The organism is Methylobacterium sp. J-026 (assembly GCF_022829585.1).
In the GTDB taxonomy this organism is placed as follows: Bacteria; Pseudomonadota; Alphaproteobacteria; order Rhizobiales; family Beijerinckiaceae; genus Methylobacterium.
The window spans coordinates 35944-53370 of the sequence record NZ_JAKSYC010000320.1; the positions used below are offsets into that span (position 1 = coordinate 35944).

Here is a 17427-nt window from a genome sequence, read left to right on the forward strand (position 1 = left end):
GAGGGAGGATGCGCGGCGGATATGCGTTGCCATGACAGCAAAATCGCAGGGCAGCGCGTTCCCCCGCGACCCGAACCTCACTCCCCGGCGGTGCGCGTCCCGCCCTGGCCGAAGCGGCGCTCGATGTAGTCGATCACGATCGTCTCGAAATCCTTGGCGAGCGTCGCACCGCGCAGCGTCATCGCCTTCTTGCCGTCGATGAAGACCGGCGCGGTCGGGGTCTCGCCGGTGCCGGGCAGGGAGATCCCGATATCGGCGTGCTTCGATTCGCCCGGGCCGTTCACGATGCAGCCCATCACGGCGACGTTCAGCCCCTCGACCCCCGGATAGGTCTTCTTCCATTCCGGCATGGACGTGACGATCCAGTTCTGGATGTCCCGGGCTAGCTCCTGGAAGGTGGTCGAGGTCGTGCGGCCGCAGCCGGGGCAGGCCGCCACCATCGGCACGAAGGTGCGGAACCCCATGGTCTGCAGGAGTTCCTGGCTGGCCTTCACCTCCACGCTCCGGTCGCCGCCGGGCTCGGGGGTGAGCGAGTAGCGGATCGTGTCGCCGATCCCCTCTTGGAGCAGCACGCCGATGGCCGCCGAGGCCGCGACCAGGCCCTTCGAGCCCATGCCGGCCTCGGTGAGGCCGAGATGGATCGCGTAGTCGGAGCGCCGCGCCACCTCGCGGTAGACCGCGATCAGGTCCTGCACCGCCGAGACCTTGGCGGAGAGGATGATCCGGTTCTGCGGCAGGCCGAGTTCCACGGCGCGGTCGGCGGAGCCGATCGCCGAGCGCACCATCGCCTCGCGCATCACCGCGCGGGCATCGATCGGCCGGGGCGCCTTGGCGTTCTCGTCCATCATGTGGGTGAGCAACTCGCCGTCCAGCGAGCCCCAGTTGGCACCGATCCGCACGGTCTTGCCGTACTTGATCGCCTGCTCGATGATCGTCGAGAACTGGGTGTCCTTCTTGTCCTTGAAGCCGACGTTGCCGGGGTTGATCCGGTACTTGGCCAGAGCCTCGGCACAGGCCGGGTGGTCGGCGAGCAGCTTGTGGCCGATGTAATGGAAGTCGCCGATCAGGGGCACGTGGACGCCGATCCGGTCCAGGCGCTCGCGGATCTTCGGCACGGCGGCCGCCGCCTCGTCGCGGTCCACGGTGATGCGGACCAGCTCCGAGCCGACCCGGGCGAGCTGGGCGACCTGCGCCACCGTGGCGTCGATGTCGGCGGTGTCGGTGTTGGTCATCGACTGGACGACGATCGGCGCACCGCCGCCGACCATGACCGCGCCCTCACCCGCGCCGACGGTGACGCCGACCGTGCGGTGGCGCGGCGCGGGGCCGGCGATCTCCGGGCCGCCCGCGGCCAGGGGGTTCCCGGCGGCGGGGATTTCGGCGGCGGTGTCGGAACGGGTGGCTTCCATGACTTCCATCGTGGACCTTCGCGTGCGCGCCTCGCGAGGCGCCGGAGCCGTCAGAGCCGTCGGGCCTGTCCCGGGGACACGCCGCGCCGGAACTTCGGGGCTGCCGCGGGGGAGGTGCGGACGACCCGGCGCGGCGTCAAGCCGGTGCCCCACGGGACAGCATCGCGAAGGACAACATCGCGGATCTCATGTCGCATCTGCGCGCGGATGTCGAGTTTGCCGTGCGGCCGGCGGGGTTTTCGTCCGCCGCTGTTGCCGATCCGCTCGCGCGGGCGCGCCGCCGGGCGGCGGGCCGCAACCCTGCCGCGCGGTTGATGCTGCGCTGCAGCATATCCATTTTATCGGTCTGACCCAGGAGGCCGACATGAGCCAGCACTTCGGCGGCGCCGAGCCGCACAATCCCGCCACCGCCGTGCCGGAGACGCCCGTCTCGGACGCGATCGACGCGCAGCCGGGGCAGATGCCGGGCCACATGCTGGCCGGCCCCGGGGCCGAGAAGCCGGTCGCCCTGGCGCTGCAGGGGGGCGGGGCGCACGGCGCCTTCACCTGGGGCGTGCTCGACGCCCTGATCGAGGACGGGCGCCTCGGCTTCGAGGCGGTGACGGGGGCGAGCGCGGGGGCGATGAACGCCGTCGTCCTGGTGGATGGCTGGCTCAAGGGCGGCCCGGACGGGGCCCGCGAGGGTCTCGAGCGATTCTGGCGGGAGGTGAGCCTCGACGGCGACCTCGGCCCGGCCCAGCGCCACCTCGTCAGCGGCTTGTTCAACCTGTGGAAGGGAAACCCGGTGGCCGAATTCTGGTCCAAGATGCTGTCGCCGAGCCCCTACGTGTCGAACCCGCTCAACATCAACCCGCTGCGCAAGGCCCTGGCCGAGCAGGTCGATTTCGAGCGCCTGCGCGCGGCCGACACGGCGGGCGTGTTCGTCTCGGCGACTAACGTCTGGACCGGCAAGCTCGCGGTGTTCGAGCGCGAGCGCCTGACCGTGGACCACCTGATGGCCTCGGCCTGCCTGCCCACGGTCTTCCAGGCGGTGGAGATCGACGGCGTGCCCTACTGGGACGGGGGCTATCTCGGCAATCCGCCGCTCTACCCCCTGCACCGGGGCGCCCAGACCCGCGACATCGTGCTCGTCCAGATCAACCCCGTCGAGCGGCGCGAGACCCCGCGCACGGAGCGCGAGATCCGCGACCGGCTCAACGAGATCACCTTCAACGCCAATCTGATGCGGGAACTGCGCGCCATCGATTTCGTCGACGGGCTGATCGAGGAGGGCACCCTCGGCCAGGGGCAGTACCGCCGGGTCCTGGTGCATCGGATCGACGGCACCGACGCCCTGGAGGACTACAACGCCGCCTCGAAGCTCGACGCCCGCTGGACCGTCTTCAAGCGCCTGCGCGACAAGGGCCGCGGCGCGGCACGGTCTTGGCTCGCCGAGACCTATGAGGCGATCGGCCGGGATTGCTCGATCGACCTGCAACAGGCCTATCAGTGAGCGGGCGACTGCGCGCCATCGCTGCGGCAGGCCGTCGTTCAGTAATCGTCCAGGGCGCGAATCACAACTAAAGGTCTGTGTCGGTATAATATCGCGGCATTCAAGCCGTGATTTTGTCCAGGTGCTACGAATATCTGCTATTTTAGCAATAATAAGACCTTCACGTGCGGACTATATGCGTCTTCGTCTGGGTTCGGGAGGCCCAGACGATCACGGAAAACCGTGCCGGGAGGGGGCGTATCATGCCATTTCATTTGGTGAAAATGAGAATCAGCGTCAAGATCGCGCTCGTGATAAGCGCGCTGATGGCTGTAATGCTTGTCGTCTCCGCAATTTCAATAAAGAATATAGGTCGAATCGAGGAGACCGAGGAGCGGAACGCGCACACGCAGGCGTTGCTGGTCGAGGTCGAGCGCATGAGCGCCGCGATGATCGATCGCGAGACCGGCCTGCGCGGCTACTTAATCTCCACGGATCCGCGCTTCCTCGAGCCTGAAACGGCGGGTCGACAGACCTTTGCCACGACGTGGGCGGCTGTCCAGCAACTGACCGCGGACAATCCCGTGCAACAGGCCCGGCTCGCGGCGCTGAGGAGCGCGGCCGAGCGCTGGAGCCACGAGATCGCCGACACCGAGATCGCGCTGATGGGTGATGCCGCGACGCGGGAGGAGGCACGCCGTCAGGTCAGTGCGGGCGCGGGCAAGGCGCTGATGGACAGCATCCGCGCGAAGACGGCCGAGATCGCACAGACCGAGCGGGCCTTGATGCAGGAACGCGCCGTCGCCGCCGCGGAGGCGATCGCGACGTCGCGCTTGGCCAGTCTCGGCGGCCTCGGCCTGATGACGGTGATTGCCCTGACCGGGCTGGTGCTGCTGCAACTCGGCATCGCCAAGCCGATCCGCGCCATAACGGATGCGATGCGCAAATTCGCCGCGGACGACCTCTCGGCCAAGGTGCCGGGCGTAGGCCGAGGCGACGAGATCGGGGCCATGGCCGACGCCGTGCAGGTCTTCCGGGACGGCCTGGCGCGCGCCAAGACCCTGGAACTGGAGGCGGTCCAGGCGCACGCCGCCCACGAGGCGCAGCGCAAGGCCACGATGCAGGAGATGGCCGACCGCTTCGAGGCGGCGGTCGGGGGTGTGGTGCGCGCCGTAACGGACGCAGCGGCCGAACTGCAATCCACCGCCGAGACCATGAGCGCGGCCGCCGCCGAGACGGCGAGCCAATCGACCTCAGTGGCGGTCGCGGCTGAGGAGGCGGCCGCGAATGTCGGAACGGTGGCGGCTGCCGCCGAGGAGCTCGGCGCGACGGTCGGCGAGATCGGCCGCCAGGTGCAAGCGTCGACCGGCGTCGCCAGCGCGGCCGTCGCCGAAGCCGGGAAATCCTCGGACCTGATGCAGAGCCTGCAGGCGAGCGCGGCGCGGATCGGCGACGTCGTCGGCCTCATCTCGGGTATCGCCGCACAGACGAACCTTCTGGCGCTCAATGCCACCATCGAGGCCGCCCGGGCCGGGGAATCCGGCCGCGGCTTCGCCGTGGTGGCGACCGAGGTCAAGGAACTGGCCGCTCAGACCGCCAAGGCCACCGAGGAGGTCGCCCGCCAGATCGGGGAGATCCGATCCTGCACCGGGGACGCTTCCGGGGCTCTCGTCGTGGTCGTCTCCCGCATCAAGGAGATCAGCGCATTGGCCGATGGGATCGCCACCGCGATCGAGCAGCAGGGATCGGCCACCGAGGAGATCGTCCGGAACGTCGGGCACGCGTCGACCGGCACCGGCGCGGTGACGCACAACATCGCGGGCGTCGCCCGGGCGGCGCAGGGGGCAGGGGCGGCCGCCGCGCATGTGCTCGGCTCCGCCTCGGACCTCTCGGTGCAGGCGCGGCGGCTCGACGCGGAGGTCCACGACTTCCTCGAAACCGTCCGGGCGGCCTGAGCCGGCCCCCCCGCCGGGACGGCTTGCCCCGCGACTGCGACGAAGCCGCCCTCCCGGCGGGCGAAACGCGGGTCGGCCTGGCGCGTTATCGCGCAGCGGGATACCGGCTTGGGTCCTGCGCGAAACGAGGCCGCCCCCATGACGCTGCTGCGCCGCGAGGCCCTGATTCTGATCGGCGCCGGCCTCGCCGGCGGCGCCCGCGCCGCCGAGGCCGCGCGGGCCACCGCCTTCGCCTTCGCGACGCCGGAGGGCGGCCCGATGCCGCTTTCGGCCTATGCGGGCAAGCCCATCCTGGTGGTCAACACCGCCACCGCCTGCGGCTATGCCGGGCAGCTCGCCGGTCTCCAGACCCTGTGGACGCGCTTCGGTGACCGGGGTCTTACGGTGATCGGCGTGCCGTCCCCCGATTTCGGCAATCAGGAGCCGCTGGACGGGCCCGCCATCGCCGAGGCCGCCCGAAAGAACCACGGCGTCACCTTCCCGCTCACCGCCAAGACGCACGTGAAGCTCCCGGCCGCTCACCCGTTCTACCGCTGGGCCGCCGCCGAGCGCCCGTCCGAGACCCCGCACTGGAACTTCCACAAATATCTCGTCGCCCGGGACGGCACCCTGGCGGCGGCCTTCGCCACGCAGGTCGAGCCCACCGATCCGCGGGTGATCGCCGGCATCGCGGCCGCCCTCGACCGGGCCTGAACGCCCGCCGGCGGGATTAAAGCGCCGCGCCCCGGCGTTCACACCCCATGGCCTCGGATACGCAGACGCACCCCGACATCCTCGACCTGCTGGTGCCCCTGCGGCGCTACGCCCGGTCCCTCACCCGCGACGCCTTGCGGGCCGACGATCTCGTGCACGACACGCTCGTGCGCGCCCTGGAAATGCAGGGCACGCTCCGCCCGAACACCAACCTGCGCACCTGGATGATGACGGTGCTGCACAACGCCTTCATCGACGAGCAGCGCCGCCGGCAGGTCGAGGCGCGCCACGCCGATACGCTGGTGCGGATGGCCGAGGACACGGCGCCCCCGGCCCAGGAGGGGCAGGTCCGCCTCGCCCAGATCCGGCAGGCCTTCCTGACCCTCCCGGAGGAGCAGCGCGCCGCGCTCCACCTCGTCACCCTGGAGGGCATGGCCTATGCCGACGCGGCGTCCGTGCTCGGCATCCCGATCGGCACGCTGATGTCCCGCCTCGGCCGCGGCCGGGCGGCCCTGCGGGCCTTCGAGGAGGGGACCCGGGCTCCCGGGGAATCCGAGGCCGGTGCGACGGCCTCCGAGACGCGGCGCGGGCCGCCCTCCACCCTCCGGCTCGTGGTCTCCGACGCGCCGCCGCGGGGCCGGTCCGCCTGGCCCCTCCGGCGCGCCGCCGGGGAGTCCTGAGCACAGGCACGACGATGGACCGGCACCGAGGGGTGCCGGCGCCCACTGACGATTGCGACCGGCGGATCGCCTCCGGGGCACGCTGGATTCGAGGACCCCACGATGATCGATCCGATCACAGACGACGATCTCATCGCCTTCGTCGACGGGCAGATCGACCCGATGCGCCGCCTCGACGTCGAGGCCCATCTGGCCGCCAATCCCGCCGCCGCCGCCCGGGTGATGGCCGAGATGCACGATCGCGACGCCCTGCGGGCCTGCTTCGCGCGGGTCCCGGGGCCCGGGCCCGACCGGACCGTCGTCCTGGCGCGCCGGTTCGACCGCAACCTGCGCTGGCGCCGGGTCGCCGCGCGCCTCAAGCGGGCCGCCGCCATCGCGGTGCTGGTCGGCGCGGGCTGGCTCGCCCATGACGAGATCGGGCGGTTCGGCGTGCCGGATACCCAGGCGGCGACGCCGGATCCGGCCCTGATCGCCGACGCCCGGCAGGCCCGCGCCGTGGCGCAGCTGCGCAAGAGCGTGACGGGACAGGCCGCGGGCCAGGCCGAGGGGCCGGTCTACGATCGGACGCGCCTGCGCGCCGTCACGGGCATCGACCTGCCGACGCTCCCGGACGGCTGGCGGGTGCGCGACATCCAGATCTTCCCCGCCCGCCACGGCACCGGCATCGAGATCGCCCTGGAGGCCGGGGGCTTTGGTGAGGCGTCGCTCTTTGCCACGCGCGGCCTCCGCGGGGGAGCCACGGCCCTCACTGGCTCCGACGACGGCGACGTCATCTCCTGGAACGCGGGCGACACCGCCTACGCGCTGATCGGCCCGCGGGACGACGCGGCGCTGCGGCAGGTGGCGGGTCTGCTCGGGGCTGAGCCGTCGGCGCGCTGAAGCGGTGAAGTCAGACTTCCGGCGCTCGTCCCGACCACATTGCGACAGGCCGCGCCCGCTTCAGGCATCGTAGTGCCAGCGGCATTGGACAATCTCGAGGACTTGATCCTCTCCGACGCCTTTCACGCGATACACGAGGCGGTGCTCCCCGGTGATCCGGCGCGACCACCATCCTTTGAGGTTGCCTCGCAAAGGTTCGACTTTCCCAATGCCCGAGAAAGGCGTTCGCATGCTGGCCTTGATCAGATCATTGATGCGGACAAGCGTATCCCGGTCGGTCGCCTGCCAGTGCAGGTAATCCTCCCAGGCCGTCACTGACCAGACGAGCTTCACGGCTCGATGAGGCTATGTTCGGTGCCGGCCCCGGCATCAAGCTGTGCGACACCGTCCAGAAGACGCTTGGCATTCGCCGGCGTCGAGAGCAGGTGCAGCGTCTCGCGGATGCTGTCCAGCTCGGCCAGCGGCATGACCACCATGTCTGGGCGGTTCTGCCGGGTCACGATCAGCTCCGCCCGATCCTCCTCGACACGGTCGAGGTAGGTCGCGAGGTGCGCACGGAACTCGGTGTAGCTGACCTGGCTCATACCCATCCTCAGCTGTACAGGATGGTGTACATATTTCGGCCGCGTGTCCGACACAAGGCTGGGCGATGCGCGCATCGCGACGCCTCCTCCGGCCCACCATGACCCTCGACATCCCGCCCCGGCGGGTGCCAAAGATCGGCCATGCAGGCTGCGGATTCAGCACAAGCGGATGAGGGGGCGGCCCTGCTGGCGGCCGCGCGGTCGGTCCGGGAGCGGGCGCACGCGCCCTATTCCCGCTTCCGGGTCGGCGCGGCGCTGCGCGACGAGCGCGGCGTCCTCCATGCCGGCTGCAACGTCGAGAACGCGGCCTATCCGGTCGGGACCTGCGCGGAGGCCGGGGCGATCGCCGCCATGGTGGCGGCCGGCGGGCGGCGCATCGCGGCGATCCTCGTCTGCGGGGACGGCGCGGGCCTCGTGACGCCCTGCGGCGCCTGCCGCCAGCGCATCCGGGAATTCGCGGGGCCGGACACGCCGATCCACGCCGCCACCCCGGACGGCATCGCCAGAACCTTCACGCTCGCGGACCTGCTGCCCGAATCCTTCGGTCCGGAGACGCTCGGTGAGTGAGGCCGCCGCCCTCGACGCGCTGCGTGCCGCCGGCTTCGCGGGGGACTACGCCTGCGCCCTTGTGACCGGCACCGGCCTCGGCGGGATCGCGGCCGCCCTGGAGGACGCCGTCTCCCTCGCCTACGCGGCGATCCCGGGCTTCCCGGGGGCTGGGGTCAGCGGTCATGCCGGGCGTCTGCACCGCGGATCCCTGGCGGGGCGGCCCGTCCTGGTCTTCGAGGGGCGGGCGCACGCCTACGAGCGGGGCGACCCGGCGGTGATGCGCGTGCCGCTCGCCTGCGCCCGGCATCTCGGGGCGCGGCGCCTGCTCCTGACCAACGCCTCCGGATCCCTGCGGCCGGAGACCGGCCCCGGCAGCCTCGTGCTGCTGTCCGACCACATCAACCTGTCGGGCCTGAACCCGCTGATCGGCGAGGCGAGCGATGCCCGCTTCGTGCCGATGACCGAGGCCTATGACCCCGACCTGCGGGCGCGCCTGCGCGCGGCGGCCTCCACCTGCGGTGTGCCGCTGGGGGAGGGGGTCTACGCGTGGTTCTCCGGCCCGAGCTTCGAGACGCCCGCCGAGGTCCGGATGGCCGGCATCCTGGGGGCCGACCTCGTGGGCATGTCGACGGTGCCCGAGGTCATCCTCGCCCGCTTCCTCGGCTTGCCGGTGGCGGCGGTCTCGGTGGTGACCAACCTCGCGGCCGGGATCGCCGGGGGCGCCCCGCACCATGCCGAGACCAAGGCGGTGGCGGCCCGGGCCGCGGCGGATCTCGGCCGCCTGATCCGGGCCTTCGTGGCCGGCTTGCCCGCCGGAGACCTGCCCGCCGGAGATACGCCATGACCGATCCCGAGACCGGCGTGGTCACCCGCCGGGCGCTGCCGCTCCTCGATCTCACCGATCTCGGCGAGACCTGCACCGAGACGAAGATCGACGCTCTGTGCCGGGACGCGAAGGCCGGCGGTGTCGCCGCGATCTGCGTCTGGCCGCGCTTCGTCGCGCAGGGCGCCCGGGCGCTCTCCGGCACCGGCCTCCGGATCGCCACGGTGATCAACTTCCCCGAAGGCGGCGAGGATTGCGCCCGGGCCACCGACGACACCGCCGAGGCCCTGCGCGACGGCGCGGACGAGATCGACCTCGTCCTGCCCTATCGCGCCCTGCAGCGGGGCGATGCGGCGCTGGCCCGCGACATGGTCGAGGCCGTGCGCGACACCTGCGGCGCCGCGACCCTCAAGGTGATCCTCGAGACGGGCGAACTCGCCGATCCGGACACGATCCGGGCGGCGAGCCGGCTCGCCCTGGAGGCGGGGGCCGATTTCCTGAAGACCTCCACGGGCAAGAGCCCGGTCTCGGCGACCCCGGAGGCCGCCGAAGCGATGCTGACGGAGATCCTGGCGCGCAGCAGCCCCGCCGGCCTGAAGGTGTCGGGCGGCCTGCGCAGCGTCGCCGACGCCGCCGCCTATCTCGCCCTGGCCGATCGGATCATGGGCCCCGACTGGGTGACTCCAAAAACCTTCCGGCTCGGGGCGAGCAGCCTGTTCGGCGCCCTGATGCAGGCCCGGGGGCTCTGAGCATGCGCCTCCCGCAGGAAACCATCCGGGCCAAGCGCGACGGCCTGACTTTGGATGCCGCGGAGATCGGGGCCTTCGTCACGGGCCTCACGCAGGGCACAGTCGGCGAGGGGCAGGCGGCGGCCTTCGCCATGGCGGTGTTCTTCCGCGGCCTGGCGCTCCCCGAGCGGGTGGCGCTGACCCGGGCGATGGCGGAATCAGGCCGGGTGCTGACCTGGGCGCTGCCGGGCCCGGTGCTCGACAAGCACTCCACCGGCGGCATCGGCGACACGGTGAGCCTCGTCCTGGCCCCGATGGTGGCGGCCTGCGGCGGCTACGTGCCGATGATCTCCGGGCGCGGCCTCGGCCATACCGGAGGCACCCTCGACAAGCTCGCCAGCATCCCGGGCTACGATGCGACCCCGGAGCTCGACACCTTCCGGGACGTCGTCGCCCGAGTCGGCTGCGCGATCATCGGCCAGACCGCCGACCTCGCCCCGGCCGACCGGCGCCTCTACGCGATCCGCGACGTGACCGGGACCGTCGAGTCGCTGGATCTCATCACCGCCTCGATCCTCTCGAAGAAGCTCGCCGCCGGGCTCGACGGACTGGTGATGGACGTCAAGCAGGGCTCCGGCGCCTTCATGGCGAGCCTGCCCGAAGCGCGGGCGCTGGCCGAGAGCATCGTCACGGTGGCGGAGGGGGCGGGCCTGCGCACGGCGGCGCTCATCACCGACATGGACGCGCCGCTGGCGAGCGCCGCCGGCAACGCCGTCGAGGTCGCCTACGCCATCGCCTATCTGAAGGGCCTGCGCCGGGAGCCGCGCTTCCACGCGGTGACGCTTGCGCTGGCCTCCGAGATGCTGGTGGCTGGGGGTCTCGCGCAGCACGCCGAAGGTGCTTCGGAGCGGCTCGAAGCGGTCCTGGCCTCGGGCCGCGCGGCCGAGATCTTCGCCGGGATGGTCGCGGCTTTGGGCGGTCCGGCCGATCTCCTGGACGAGCCGGAGAAACACCTGCCCGCCGCGCCGGTGAGGCGGCCGGTCCATCAGGCCGGGACGGTGGCCGGCATCGCAACCCGGGCGATCGGGCTGGCGGTGATCGGGCTCGGCGGCGGCCGGACCCGCCCGGAGGATTCCATCGACCCCCGGGTCGGATTCACGGATCTCGCCGCCCCGGGGTCGTCGGGCGGCCTGCTCGGAATCGTCCACGCAGCCGACGAGGCCGCCGCGGATCGGGCGGAGGCGGCCCTGCGGTCTGCCTACCGGATGGGCGAAGCGCCCGCCGAACGGCCGGCGATCCTCGGATTCGGCACGGCGCCCCGCGCGACCGTGGCCAAGCGCCCCGTTTAGGCCGGAGGCGGGTCACGGCCGGACCCAGGCGCGTCAGCCTCCCCCGGCCCTTGCCGACGCAGGGCCCATTCTGCCCCGCGGAGGCTGCCGGATTCACACGTCTCAGTCTGACACCAACATCATGACAACGGAGCGCTTTTCCCCTCCCCGCAAGGGGGACGAGAGCGTCTCGGCCAGCGATGTGTGAATGTCGCAGCCCTGGCGGGGAGGAGGGAACCCAGCGGCCGGAGATGTGTGACCCTCCTCCCCCGCAGGAGGGCGAGTCCGGCCGCCCGCGTCTCCCACGCAGATGCGTGACCCCGCTCTCGGACCATGCGTAGACGGGCGCGCCCCGCCACCCGGACAGGAAAACGCGCCTGTCATCGCGACCCGGTAGCGGCCAGATTCGAAACGTTCTATATCCCTACCTGGCTGCGCCGCGCGGCTCCACGGGCGTCCAAATCGCCCCCGCGCATCGTCTCCTGCCCGGGCACTCCCGGGGCGGCGCGCGCCCGTCGGGCGCTAAACAGGCCGAACACGGATCTCCTAGCGCAGGACTTGCCTGCGCGTGTTCGACAACCGCAGCGAGGATAGAACCAGCCGTGCCCTCACTCGACAGCTTCAAGGCCCGCCAGACGCTCGAAGCCGGCGGCAAGACCTACACCTACTACTCCATCCCCGCGGCCGAGAAGAACGGCCTCGCCTCCGCAACCGCGCTCCCCTTCTCCATGAAGGTGATCCTGGAGAACCTGCTCCGCTACGAGGACGACCGCTCGGTCAAGAAGGCCGATATCGAGGCCGCCGTCGGCTGGCTCGAGCAGAAGGGCAAGGCCGAGGTCGAGATCGCCTTCCGCCCGGCCCGCGTGCTGATGCAGGACTTCACCGGCGTGCCCGCGGTGGTCGATCTCGCGGCCATGCGCGACGCCATGGTGGCGCTCGGCGGCGACCCGCAGAAGATCAACCCGCTGGTGCCGGTGGACCTCGTTATCGACCATTCGGTGATCGTCGACGAGTTCGGCACCCCGAAGGCGCTGGCCGACAACGTCGCCCTGGAATACGAGCGCAACGGCGAGCGCTACACCTTCCTGAAGTGGGGCCAATCGGCGTTCGACAATTTCTCGGTGGTCCCGCCGGGCACCGGCATCTGCCACCAGGTGAATCTGGAATACCTGTCGCAGACCGTCTGGACGAAGTCCGAAGCCGGGTCCGAGGTGGCCTATCCCGATTCGCTCGTCGGCACCGATTCGCACACCACCATGGTCAACGGCATGGCGGTGCTGGGCTGGGGCGTCGGCGGCATCGAGGCCGAGGCGGCCATGCTCGGCCAGCCGCTGTCGATGCTGATCCCCGAGGTCGTGGGCTTCAAGCTGTCGGGTAAGCTGCCCGAGGGCACCACCGCCACCGACCTCGTGCTCACCGTCACCCAGATGCTGCGCAAGAAGGGCGTGGTCGGCAAGTTCGTGGAGTTCTACGGCCCCGGCCTCGACGACATGGCGGTCGCCGACCGGGCCACGATCTCCAACATGGCCCCGGAATACGGCGCCACCTGCGGCTTCTTCCCCGTCGACCGGAAGACCATCGACTTCCTGAAGGTCACCGGCCGGTCCGACGAGCGGATCGCCCTGGTGGAGGCCTATGCCAAGGCGCAGGGCATGTGGCGCGACGCCAACACCCCCGACCCGGCCTTCACCGACACGCTGGCGCTCGACATGGGCGAGGTCCGGCCCTCGCTCGCCGGCCCGAAGCGTCCGCAGGACCGGGTGCTGCTCGACGGCGCCAAGCCCGGCTTCGCGGCCTCGATGGAGAGCGAGTTCAAGAAGGCCGCCGACATCGCGCGCCGCTATCCGGTCGAGGGCACGAACTTCGACATCGGCCACGGCGACGTGGTGATCGCGGCGATCACCAGCTGCACCAACACGTCGAACCCCTCGGTGATGATCGGCGCGGGGCTGCTGGCCCGCAACGCCGTCGCCAAGGGCCTGCGCTCCAAGCCGTGGGTGAAGACCTCCCTCGCCCCCGGCTCGCAGGTGGTCGCCGAGTATTTGGACAAGGCCGGCCTGCAGGAGCCCCTCGACGCGCTCGGCTTCAACCTCGTCGGCTTCGGCTGCACCACCTGCATCGGCAATTCCGGCCCGCTGCCGGAGGCGATCTCCAAGGCGATCAACGACAACGACGTGGTGGCCGCCGCGGTGCTTTCGGGCAACCGCAACTTCGAGGGCCGGGTGAACCCCGACGTGCGGGCGAACTACCTCGCCTCGCCGCCGCTCGTGGTCGCCTACGCGCTGGCCGGCTCGATGCAGATCGACATCACCACGGAGCCCCTGGGCCAGGGCTCGGACGGCAAGCCGGTCTACCTCAAGGACATCTGGCCGTCCTCTGAGGAGGTGCAGCAGTTCATCGAGCAGAACATCACCTCGGCGCTGTTCAAGTCCCGCTACGCGGACGTGTTCGGCGGCGACCAGAACTGGAAGGACGTCGAGGTCACCGAGGCCGAGACCTTCGCGTGGAACCCCGGCTCCACCTACGTGCAGAACCCCCCGTACTTCGTCGGCATGGAGAAGACCCCGAAGCCGGTGGAGGACATCGCCGAGGCCCGCATCCTCGGCCTGTTCCTCGACTCGATCACCACCGACCACATCTCGCCGGCAGGCAATATCCGCGCGGCCTCCCCGGCCGGTGAATACCTGCAGACGCATCAGGTGCGCGTGCAGGACTTCAACCAGTACGGCACGCGGCGCGGCAACCACGAGGTGATGATGCGGGGCACCTTCGCCAATATCCGCATCAAGAACCAGATGGTGCGGGACGCCTCCGGCGGCGTGGTCGAGGGCGGGTGGACGCACTTCCAGCCCACCGGCGAGAAGATGTTCATCTACGACGCGGCGATGAAATACGCGGAGCAGGGGACGCCGCTGGTGATCTTCGCCGGCAAGGAATACGGCACCGGCTCGTCGCGCGACTGGGCGGCGAAGGGCACGAAGCTGCTCGGCGTCCGCGCCGTGGTGGCGGAGAGCTTCGAGCGCATCCACCGCTCGAACCTCGTCGGGATGGGCGTGGTGCCGCTGGTCTTCCAGGGCGACACGTCCTGGCAGTCGCTCGGCCTGAAGGGGGACGAGACCGTCACCATCAAGGGGCTGGCGGGCGAGCTGAAGCCGCGCCAGACGCTCACCGCGGAGATCAAGTCCGCCGACGGCTCGGTGAAGCAGGTCCCCCTGACCTGCCGGATCGATACCCTCGACGAGCTGGAATACTTCCGCAACGGCGGCATCCTGCCCTACGTGCTGCGCTCCCTCGCGGCCTGACCGACCGGGCGGATCCCTCCGCTCGCATCATCGACCCGCGCTCCTCCCCCCTCGTGGGGAGGAGCCGGCGGTGGGGAACTCCCGCACCGCCCCGACCCCACCGAACATCCACGGGCTACGGGCCACACCGGTTTCATTCGTGGCCGCAGTCAGGCCGTTGCGGCAGAAGGCGCAGGTCCCCTCTCCCGCACGGGCGAGGCGCGCGTCGCGGCCTGCAACAGCGCCGGTGCCCCAAACCTGTGTCGTCCGTAGATCCAGGGGGAGGGGAAAACCCCTCACACCTCCTCGTCGGCGTAGCGCGTCTGGGCCCGCCCGCGCGGTCCGGAGCCCTTCCGCGGCGCGCCCGCGCTGATCCCCGCCACCAGGTCGGCGATGTGGCGCAGGGTCTCCACCGACAGGGCCTTGTCGCCCTCGCCGCGTCCCTGCGGAATGAGGGCCTTGGCGAAGCCGAGTTTCTGGGCCTCCTTCAGCCGGGCACCCGCCTGGGCCACCGGCCGGATCGCCCCGGACAGGCCGATCTCGCCGAAATACACCGTCTCGGGCGGCAGCACCGCCCCCGACAGGGACGAGACCAGGGCGGCGGCCACCGCCAGATCCGCCGCCGGCTCGGTGATCCGTAAGCCGCCGGCGACGTTCAGATAGACGTCGTGGGTGCCGAGCCGGATGCCGCCATGGGCCTCCAGCACCGCCAGCACCATCGACAGCCGGTTCGGGTCCCAGCCGACCACCGCCCGGCGCGGCATGCCCAGCGAAGAGGGCGCCACCAGAGCCTGGATCTCCACCAGCAGGGGCCGCGTCCCCTCCATCCCGGCGAAGACCGCGGTGCCGGCGGCCTGCTGGTCGCGGCCGGCCAGGAACAGGGCCGAGGGGTTGGGCACCTCGGCGAGCCCGGCATCGGTCATCTCGAACACGCCGATCTCGTCGGTGGGTCCGAAGCGGTTCTTGACCGCGCGCAGGATCCGGAAATGGTGGCCCTGGTCGCCCTCGAACGAGGCGACCGCGTCGACCATGTGCTCCACCACCCGGGGGCCGGCGATCTGCCCGTCCTTGGTGACGTGGCCGACCAGGATCACCGCCGTGCCGGTGGTCTTGGCGAAGCGGATCAGGGCCTGGGCCGAGGAGCGGACCTGCGTGACCGTGCCGGGGGCCGATTCCACGGTCTCGGTCCACATGGTCTGGATCGAGTCGATGATCGCCAGGGCCGGCGGCCGGCCCTGGCTCAGGGTCTCGACGATATCCTCGACATTGGTCTCGGCGGCGAGCTGCACCGGGTGCGTGCTGAGGCCCAGCCGCTCGGCCCGCAGGCGCACCTGCCCCACCGCCTCCTCGCCCGAGATGTAGGCGACCCGCTCGCCGGTGCCCGCCATCGCCGCGGAGGCCTGCATCAGCAGGGTCGACTTGCCGATGCCGGGATCGCCGCCGAGCAGGATCACCGAGCCGCGCACGAAGCCGCCGCCGGTCACCCGGTCGAGCTCGCCGATCCCGGAGGGCATGCGCGGCGCCTCCTTGGCCTCGCCGGTCAGCCCCTCCAGCGGGAAGACCCGGCCGCGGGCCCGGGACGGCCGGGTCGCGACCGGCCCGGACTGGCCCGGCGCGGCGGCGGCCTCCTCGACGATCGTGTTCCAGCCGTTGCACGCCTCGCAGCGCCCGCGCCAGCGGTTGTAGACCGCCCCGCAGGACTGGCAGACGAAGGTCTGGTGGATCTTGGCCATTCGGGTCCGGCGCCGGCTGTCCGGCCTGTCCGCGGGGAATCGGTTCAGCCTACATAAGTTCGAACATATCGAGAACCCAGGCCGGTGAGGATCTCGTAGCCGATCGTGCCGGCGGCCTGGCCGACCGTGTCGATATCCAGGCTGTCGCCGATCAGCACGGCCGTCGCGCCGCGCTCGGCCGCGGGCGCCGCGGTGACGTCGAGGATGATCAGGTCCATGGAGACGAGGCCCAGGATCGGGCAGGGCACGCCGCCGACCAGGGCTTGACCCCGCCCGCTGATCGCCCGCGGAAACCCGTCGGCGTAGCCGAGCGACAGGGTGGCCAGCCGGCTCGGGGCGGGGGCGGTCCAGCGGCCGTTGTAGCCGGCTGTGGCGCCGGTCTCGACCGCGCGCACCTGGGCGATCAGGGCCTCCAGCCGGACGACCGGGCGCATCGGGTTGATGAAGCCCGGCCTCGGGTTGCCGCCGAACAGGGCGTAGCCCGGCCGCAGCAGGTCGTGCCCGGCACCGTCGAGGAACACCCCCGACGAATTCGCCAGCGAGGCAAGCAGGCCCGGATAGGCCGCCCGGACCCGGGCGAAGTCGGCGATCTGCCGGGCATTGACCGGGTCCTCCGGCTTCTCCGCGCTGACGAAGTGGCTCAGCAGCAGGTCGATGCCGCAGGCGGCGATGCCCGGGGTGCCGGCCAGCTCCAGCGCCTCCGGCACCGGCAGCCCCAGGCGGTTCATGCCGGTATCGACGTGGAGCGCCGCGGGCCGGCGTCCGGCCGAGAACGAAGCCCAGTCCGCCATCTCCGCGACGCTCCCGAGCACCGGGCGCAGCCCGTGCGCCGCGTAGGCCTCGAGGGTGCCCGGGAGCAGGCCGTTCAGGACGTAGATCGCCGCCTCCGGCAGGACGGCCCGGGCGGCGACTCCCTCCGACAGGTGGGCGACGAAGAACGTCCGGCACCCGGCCGCCCACAGGGCCGGCCCGACCCGCCCGATCCCGCAGCCATAGGCATCGGCCTTCACCACGGCGGCGCAGGGGGCGCCCCCTCGGTCGGCCAGGATCCGCCAGTTCGCCACGATCGCCCCGAGGTCGATCGTCAGGCGGGCGCCGTGGGCGCCGTCGATGGGTTTGGGCTCGGTCATTCCGCGACGCATATCATCTCATTGATGCCCTGCCGACATGCAACACGTGCCGTCCTGGATCTCGGATGGACTTCAATCTGGGGCGGGGAGCGAAGAGTTGGAAGTCAGTGGAGAAATTTGCGGGCGGTTAGACAGTGGATACTCCAATACCGGCGCCTGGTCCTGGCGCTGATACTTTGCCTGT

At 71.1% G+C, this 17427-nt stretch carries 16 protein-coding genes; 11 read left to right on the top strand and 5 right to left on the bottom strand.

All coding sequences use genetic code 11. The annotated features are described in order from the left end of the window. Positions 1-77 precede the first annotated feature (77 nt). Positions 78-1418, bottom strand: a complete 1341-nt coding sequence (ispG, locus tag MKK69_RS27600; RefSeq protein WP_409564903.1) for a flavodoxin-dependent (E)-4-hydroxy-3-methylbut-2-enyl-diphosphate synthase — start codon at positions 1416-1418, stop codon at positions 78-80. Between the two features lie 179 nt (positions 1419-1597). On the opposite strand from ispG, the gene MKK69_RS27605 reads away from it, so the two are divergent. From MKK69_RS27605 to MKK69_RS27630, 6 genes are all read left to right on the top strand, one after another. Next, on the top strand, positions 1598-1759 hold the full coding sequence (locus tag MKK69_RS27605) for a hypothetical protein (protein WP_243973349.1): 162 nt from the start codon (positions 1598-1600) through the stop codon (positions 1757-1759). 14 nt (positions 1760-1773) lie between these two features. Further along, positions 1774-2901 carry a patatin-like phospholipase family protein gene (locus MKK69_RS27610; RefSeq protein WP_243973351.1) on the top strand — a complete coding sequence of 376 codons (1128 nt, stop codon included), beginning with the start codon at positions 1774-1776 and terminating at the stop codon, positions 2899-2901. 305 nt (positions 2902-3206) lie between these two features. Next, positions 3207-4835: a methyl-accepting chemotaxis protein gene (locus MKK69_RS27615; RefSeq protein WP_243973352.1), complete on the top strand. Its 1629-nt coding sequence runs from the start codon at positions 3207-3209 to the stop codon at positions 4833-4835. Positions 4836-4973: 138 nt separating this feature from the next. After that, on the top strand, positions 4974-5528 hold the full coding sequence (locus tag MKK69_RS27620) for a glutathione peroxidase (protein ID WP_243973353.1): 555 nt from the start codon (positions 4974-4976) through the stop codon (positions 5526-5528). 47 nt (positions 5529-5575) lie between these two features. Next, positions 5576-6208, top strand: coding sequence for a sigma-70 family RNA polymerase sigma factor (locus tag MKK69_RS27625; protein ID WP_243973354.1), 633 nt, complete (start codon positions 5576-5578; stop codon positions 6206-6208). A gap of 102 nt (positions 6209-6310) precedes the next feature. Continuing rightward, positions 6311-7087: an anti-sigma factor family protein gene (locus tag MKK69_RS27630; protein WP_243973355.1), complete on the top strand. Its 777-nt coding sequence runs from the start codon at positions 6311-6313 to the stop codon at positions 7085-7087. Positions 7088-7147: 60 nt separating this feature from the next. On the opposite strand, the gene MKK69_RS27635 is transcribed toward MKK69_RS27630, so the two are convergent. Both MKK69_RS27635 and MKK69_RS27640 read right to left on the bottom strand, forming a co-directional pair. Continuing rightward, on the bottom strand, positions 7148-7420 hold the full coding sequence (locus MKK69_RS27635; protein WP_243973356.1) for a Txe/YoeB family addiction module toxin: 273 nt from the start codon (positions 7418-7420) through the stop codon (positions 7148-7150). Beyond that, positions 7417-7671 (bottom strand): type II toxin-antitoxin system Phd/YefM family antitoxin, encoded by a 255-nt coding sequence (locus MKK69_RS27640; protein WP_243973357.1) that lies wholly within the window; start codon positions 7669-7671, stop codon positions 7417-7419. Before MKK69_RS27640 ends, MKK69_RS27635 begins: the two co-directional genes overlap by 4 nt. A gap of 141 nt (positions 7672-7812) precedes the next feature. Between MKK69_RS27640 and cdd the strand changes: the two genes are divergently transcribed. The 5 genes from cdd (at position 7813) to acnA (ending at position 14401) form a co-directional block, all read left to right on the top strand. Continuing rightward, complete coding sequence (gene cdd, locus MKK69_RS27645) at positions 7813-8238, top strand: cytidine deaminase (protein WP_243973358.1); 426 nt, start codon at positions 7813-7815, stop codon at positions 8236-8238. Next, entirely contained in the window at positions 8231-9064 is an 834-nt protein-coding gene (locus MKK69_RS27650; protein WP_243973359.1) for a purine-nucleoside phosphorylase, read from the top strand. Before cdd ends, MKK69_RS27650 begins: the two co-directional genes overlap by 8 nt. Next, positions 9061-9792 (top strand): deoxyribose-phosphate aldolase, encoded by a 732-nt coding sequence (gene deoC / locus MKK69_RS27655; protein WP_243973361.1) that lies wholly within the window; start codon positions 9061-9063, stop codon positions 9790-9792. Before MKK69_RS27650 ends, deoC begins: the two co-directional genes overlap by 4 nt. A gap of 2 nt (positions 9793-9794) precedes the next feature. After that, positions 9795-11120, top strand: coding sequence for a thymidine phosphorylase (deoA, locus tag MKK69_RS27660; protein WP_243973363.1), 1326 nt, complete (start codon positions 9795-9797; stop codon positions 11118-11120). Positions 11121-11701: 581 nt separating this feature from the next. Further along, complete coding sequence (gene acnA / locus MKK69_RS27665) at positions 11702-14401, top strand: aconitate hydratase AcnA (protein ID WP_243973364.1); 2700 nt, start codon at positions 11702-11704, stop codon at positions 14399-14401. Between the two features lie 275 nt (positions 14402-14676). Here the strand turns inward: acnA and radA are convergent, their stop codons facing one another. Together radA and alr are read right to left on the bottom strand one after the other, a co-directional pair. After that, the gene (gene radA, locus MKK69_RS27670; protein WP_243973365.1) at positions 14677-16113 is read right to left on the bottom strand and encodes a DNA repair protein RadA; all 1437 of its coding nucleotides are present in this window, start codon (positions 16111-16113) and stop codon (positions 14677-14679) included. Positions 16114-16157: 44 nt separating this feature from the next. Further along, positions 16158-17243: an alanine racemase gene (alr, locus tag MKK69_RS27675; protein ID WP_243973366.1), complete on the bottom strand. Its 1086-nt coding sequence runs from the start codon at positions 17241-17243 to the stop codon at positions 16158-16160. Positions 17244-17427 lie beyond the last annotated feature (184 nt).

What these genes read in the sequence shown, in the direction of transcription:
- MKK69_RS27640 (WP_243973357.1), bottom strand. Translation starts at nt 7,671, where the DNA reads ATGAGCCAGGTCAGCTACACCGAGTTCCGTGCGCACCTCGCGACCTAC.
- MKK69_RS27615 (WP_243973352.1), top strand. Translation starts at nt 3,207, where the DNA reads ATGGCTGTAATGCTTGTCGTCTCCGCAATTTCAATAAAGAATATAGGT.
- MKK69_RS27605 (WP_243973349.1), top strand. Translation starts at nt 1,598, where the DNA reads ATGTCGCATCTGCGCGCGGATGTCGAGTTTGCCGTGCGGCCGGCGGGG.
- deoA (WP_243973363.1), top strand. Translation starts at nt 9,795, where the DNA reads ATGCGCCTCCCGCAGGAAACCATCCGGGCCAAGCGCGACGGCCTGACT.
- MKK69_RS27630 (WP_243973355.1), top strand. Translation starts at nt 6,311, where the DNA reads ATGATCGATCCGATCACAGACGACGATCTCATCGCCTTCGTCGACGGG.
- cdd (WP_243973358.1), top strand. Translation starts at nt 7,813, where the DNA reads ATGCAGGCTGCGGATTCAGCACAAGCGGATGAGGGGGCGGCCCTGCTG.
- alr (WP_243973366.1), bottom strand. Translation starts at nt 17,243, where the DNA reads ATGACCGAGCCCAAACCCATCGACGGCGCCCACGGCGCCCGCCTGACG.
- ispG (WP_409564903.1), bottom strand. Translation starts at nt 1,418, where the DNA reads ATGGAAGTCATGGAAGCCACCCGTTCCGACACCGCCGCCGAAATCCCC.
- radA (WP_243973365.1), bottom strand. Translation starts at nt 16,113, where the DNA reads ATGGCCAAGATCCACCAGACCTTCGTCTGCCAGTCCTGCGGGGCGGTC.
- MKK69_RS27625 (WP_243973354.1), top strand. Translation starts at nt 5,576, where the DNA reads ATGGCCTCGGATACGCAGACGCACCCCGACATCCTCGACCTGCTGGTG.
- MKK69_RS27620 (WP_243973353.1), top strand. Translation starts at nt 4,974, where the DNA reads ATGACGCTGCTGCGCCGCGAGGCCCTGATTCTGATCGGCGCCGGCCTC.
- MKK69_RS27610 (WP_243973351.1), top strand. Translation starts at nt 1,774, where the DNA reads ATGAGCCAGCACTTCGGCGGCGCCGAGCCGCACAATCCCGCCACCGCC.
- deoC (WP_243973361.1), top strand. Translation starts at nt 9,061, where the DNA reads ATGACCGATCCCGAGACCGGCGTGGTCACCCGCCGGGCGCTGCCGCTC.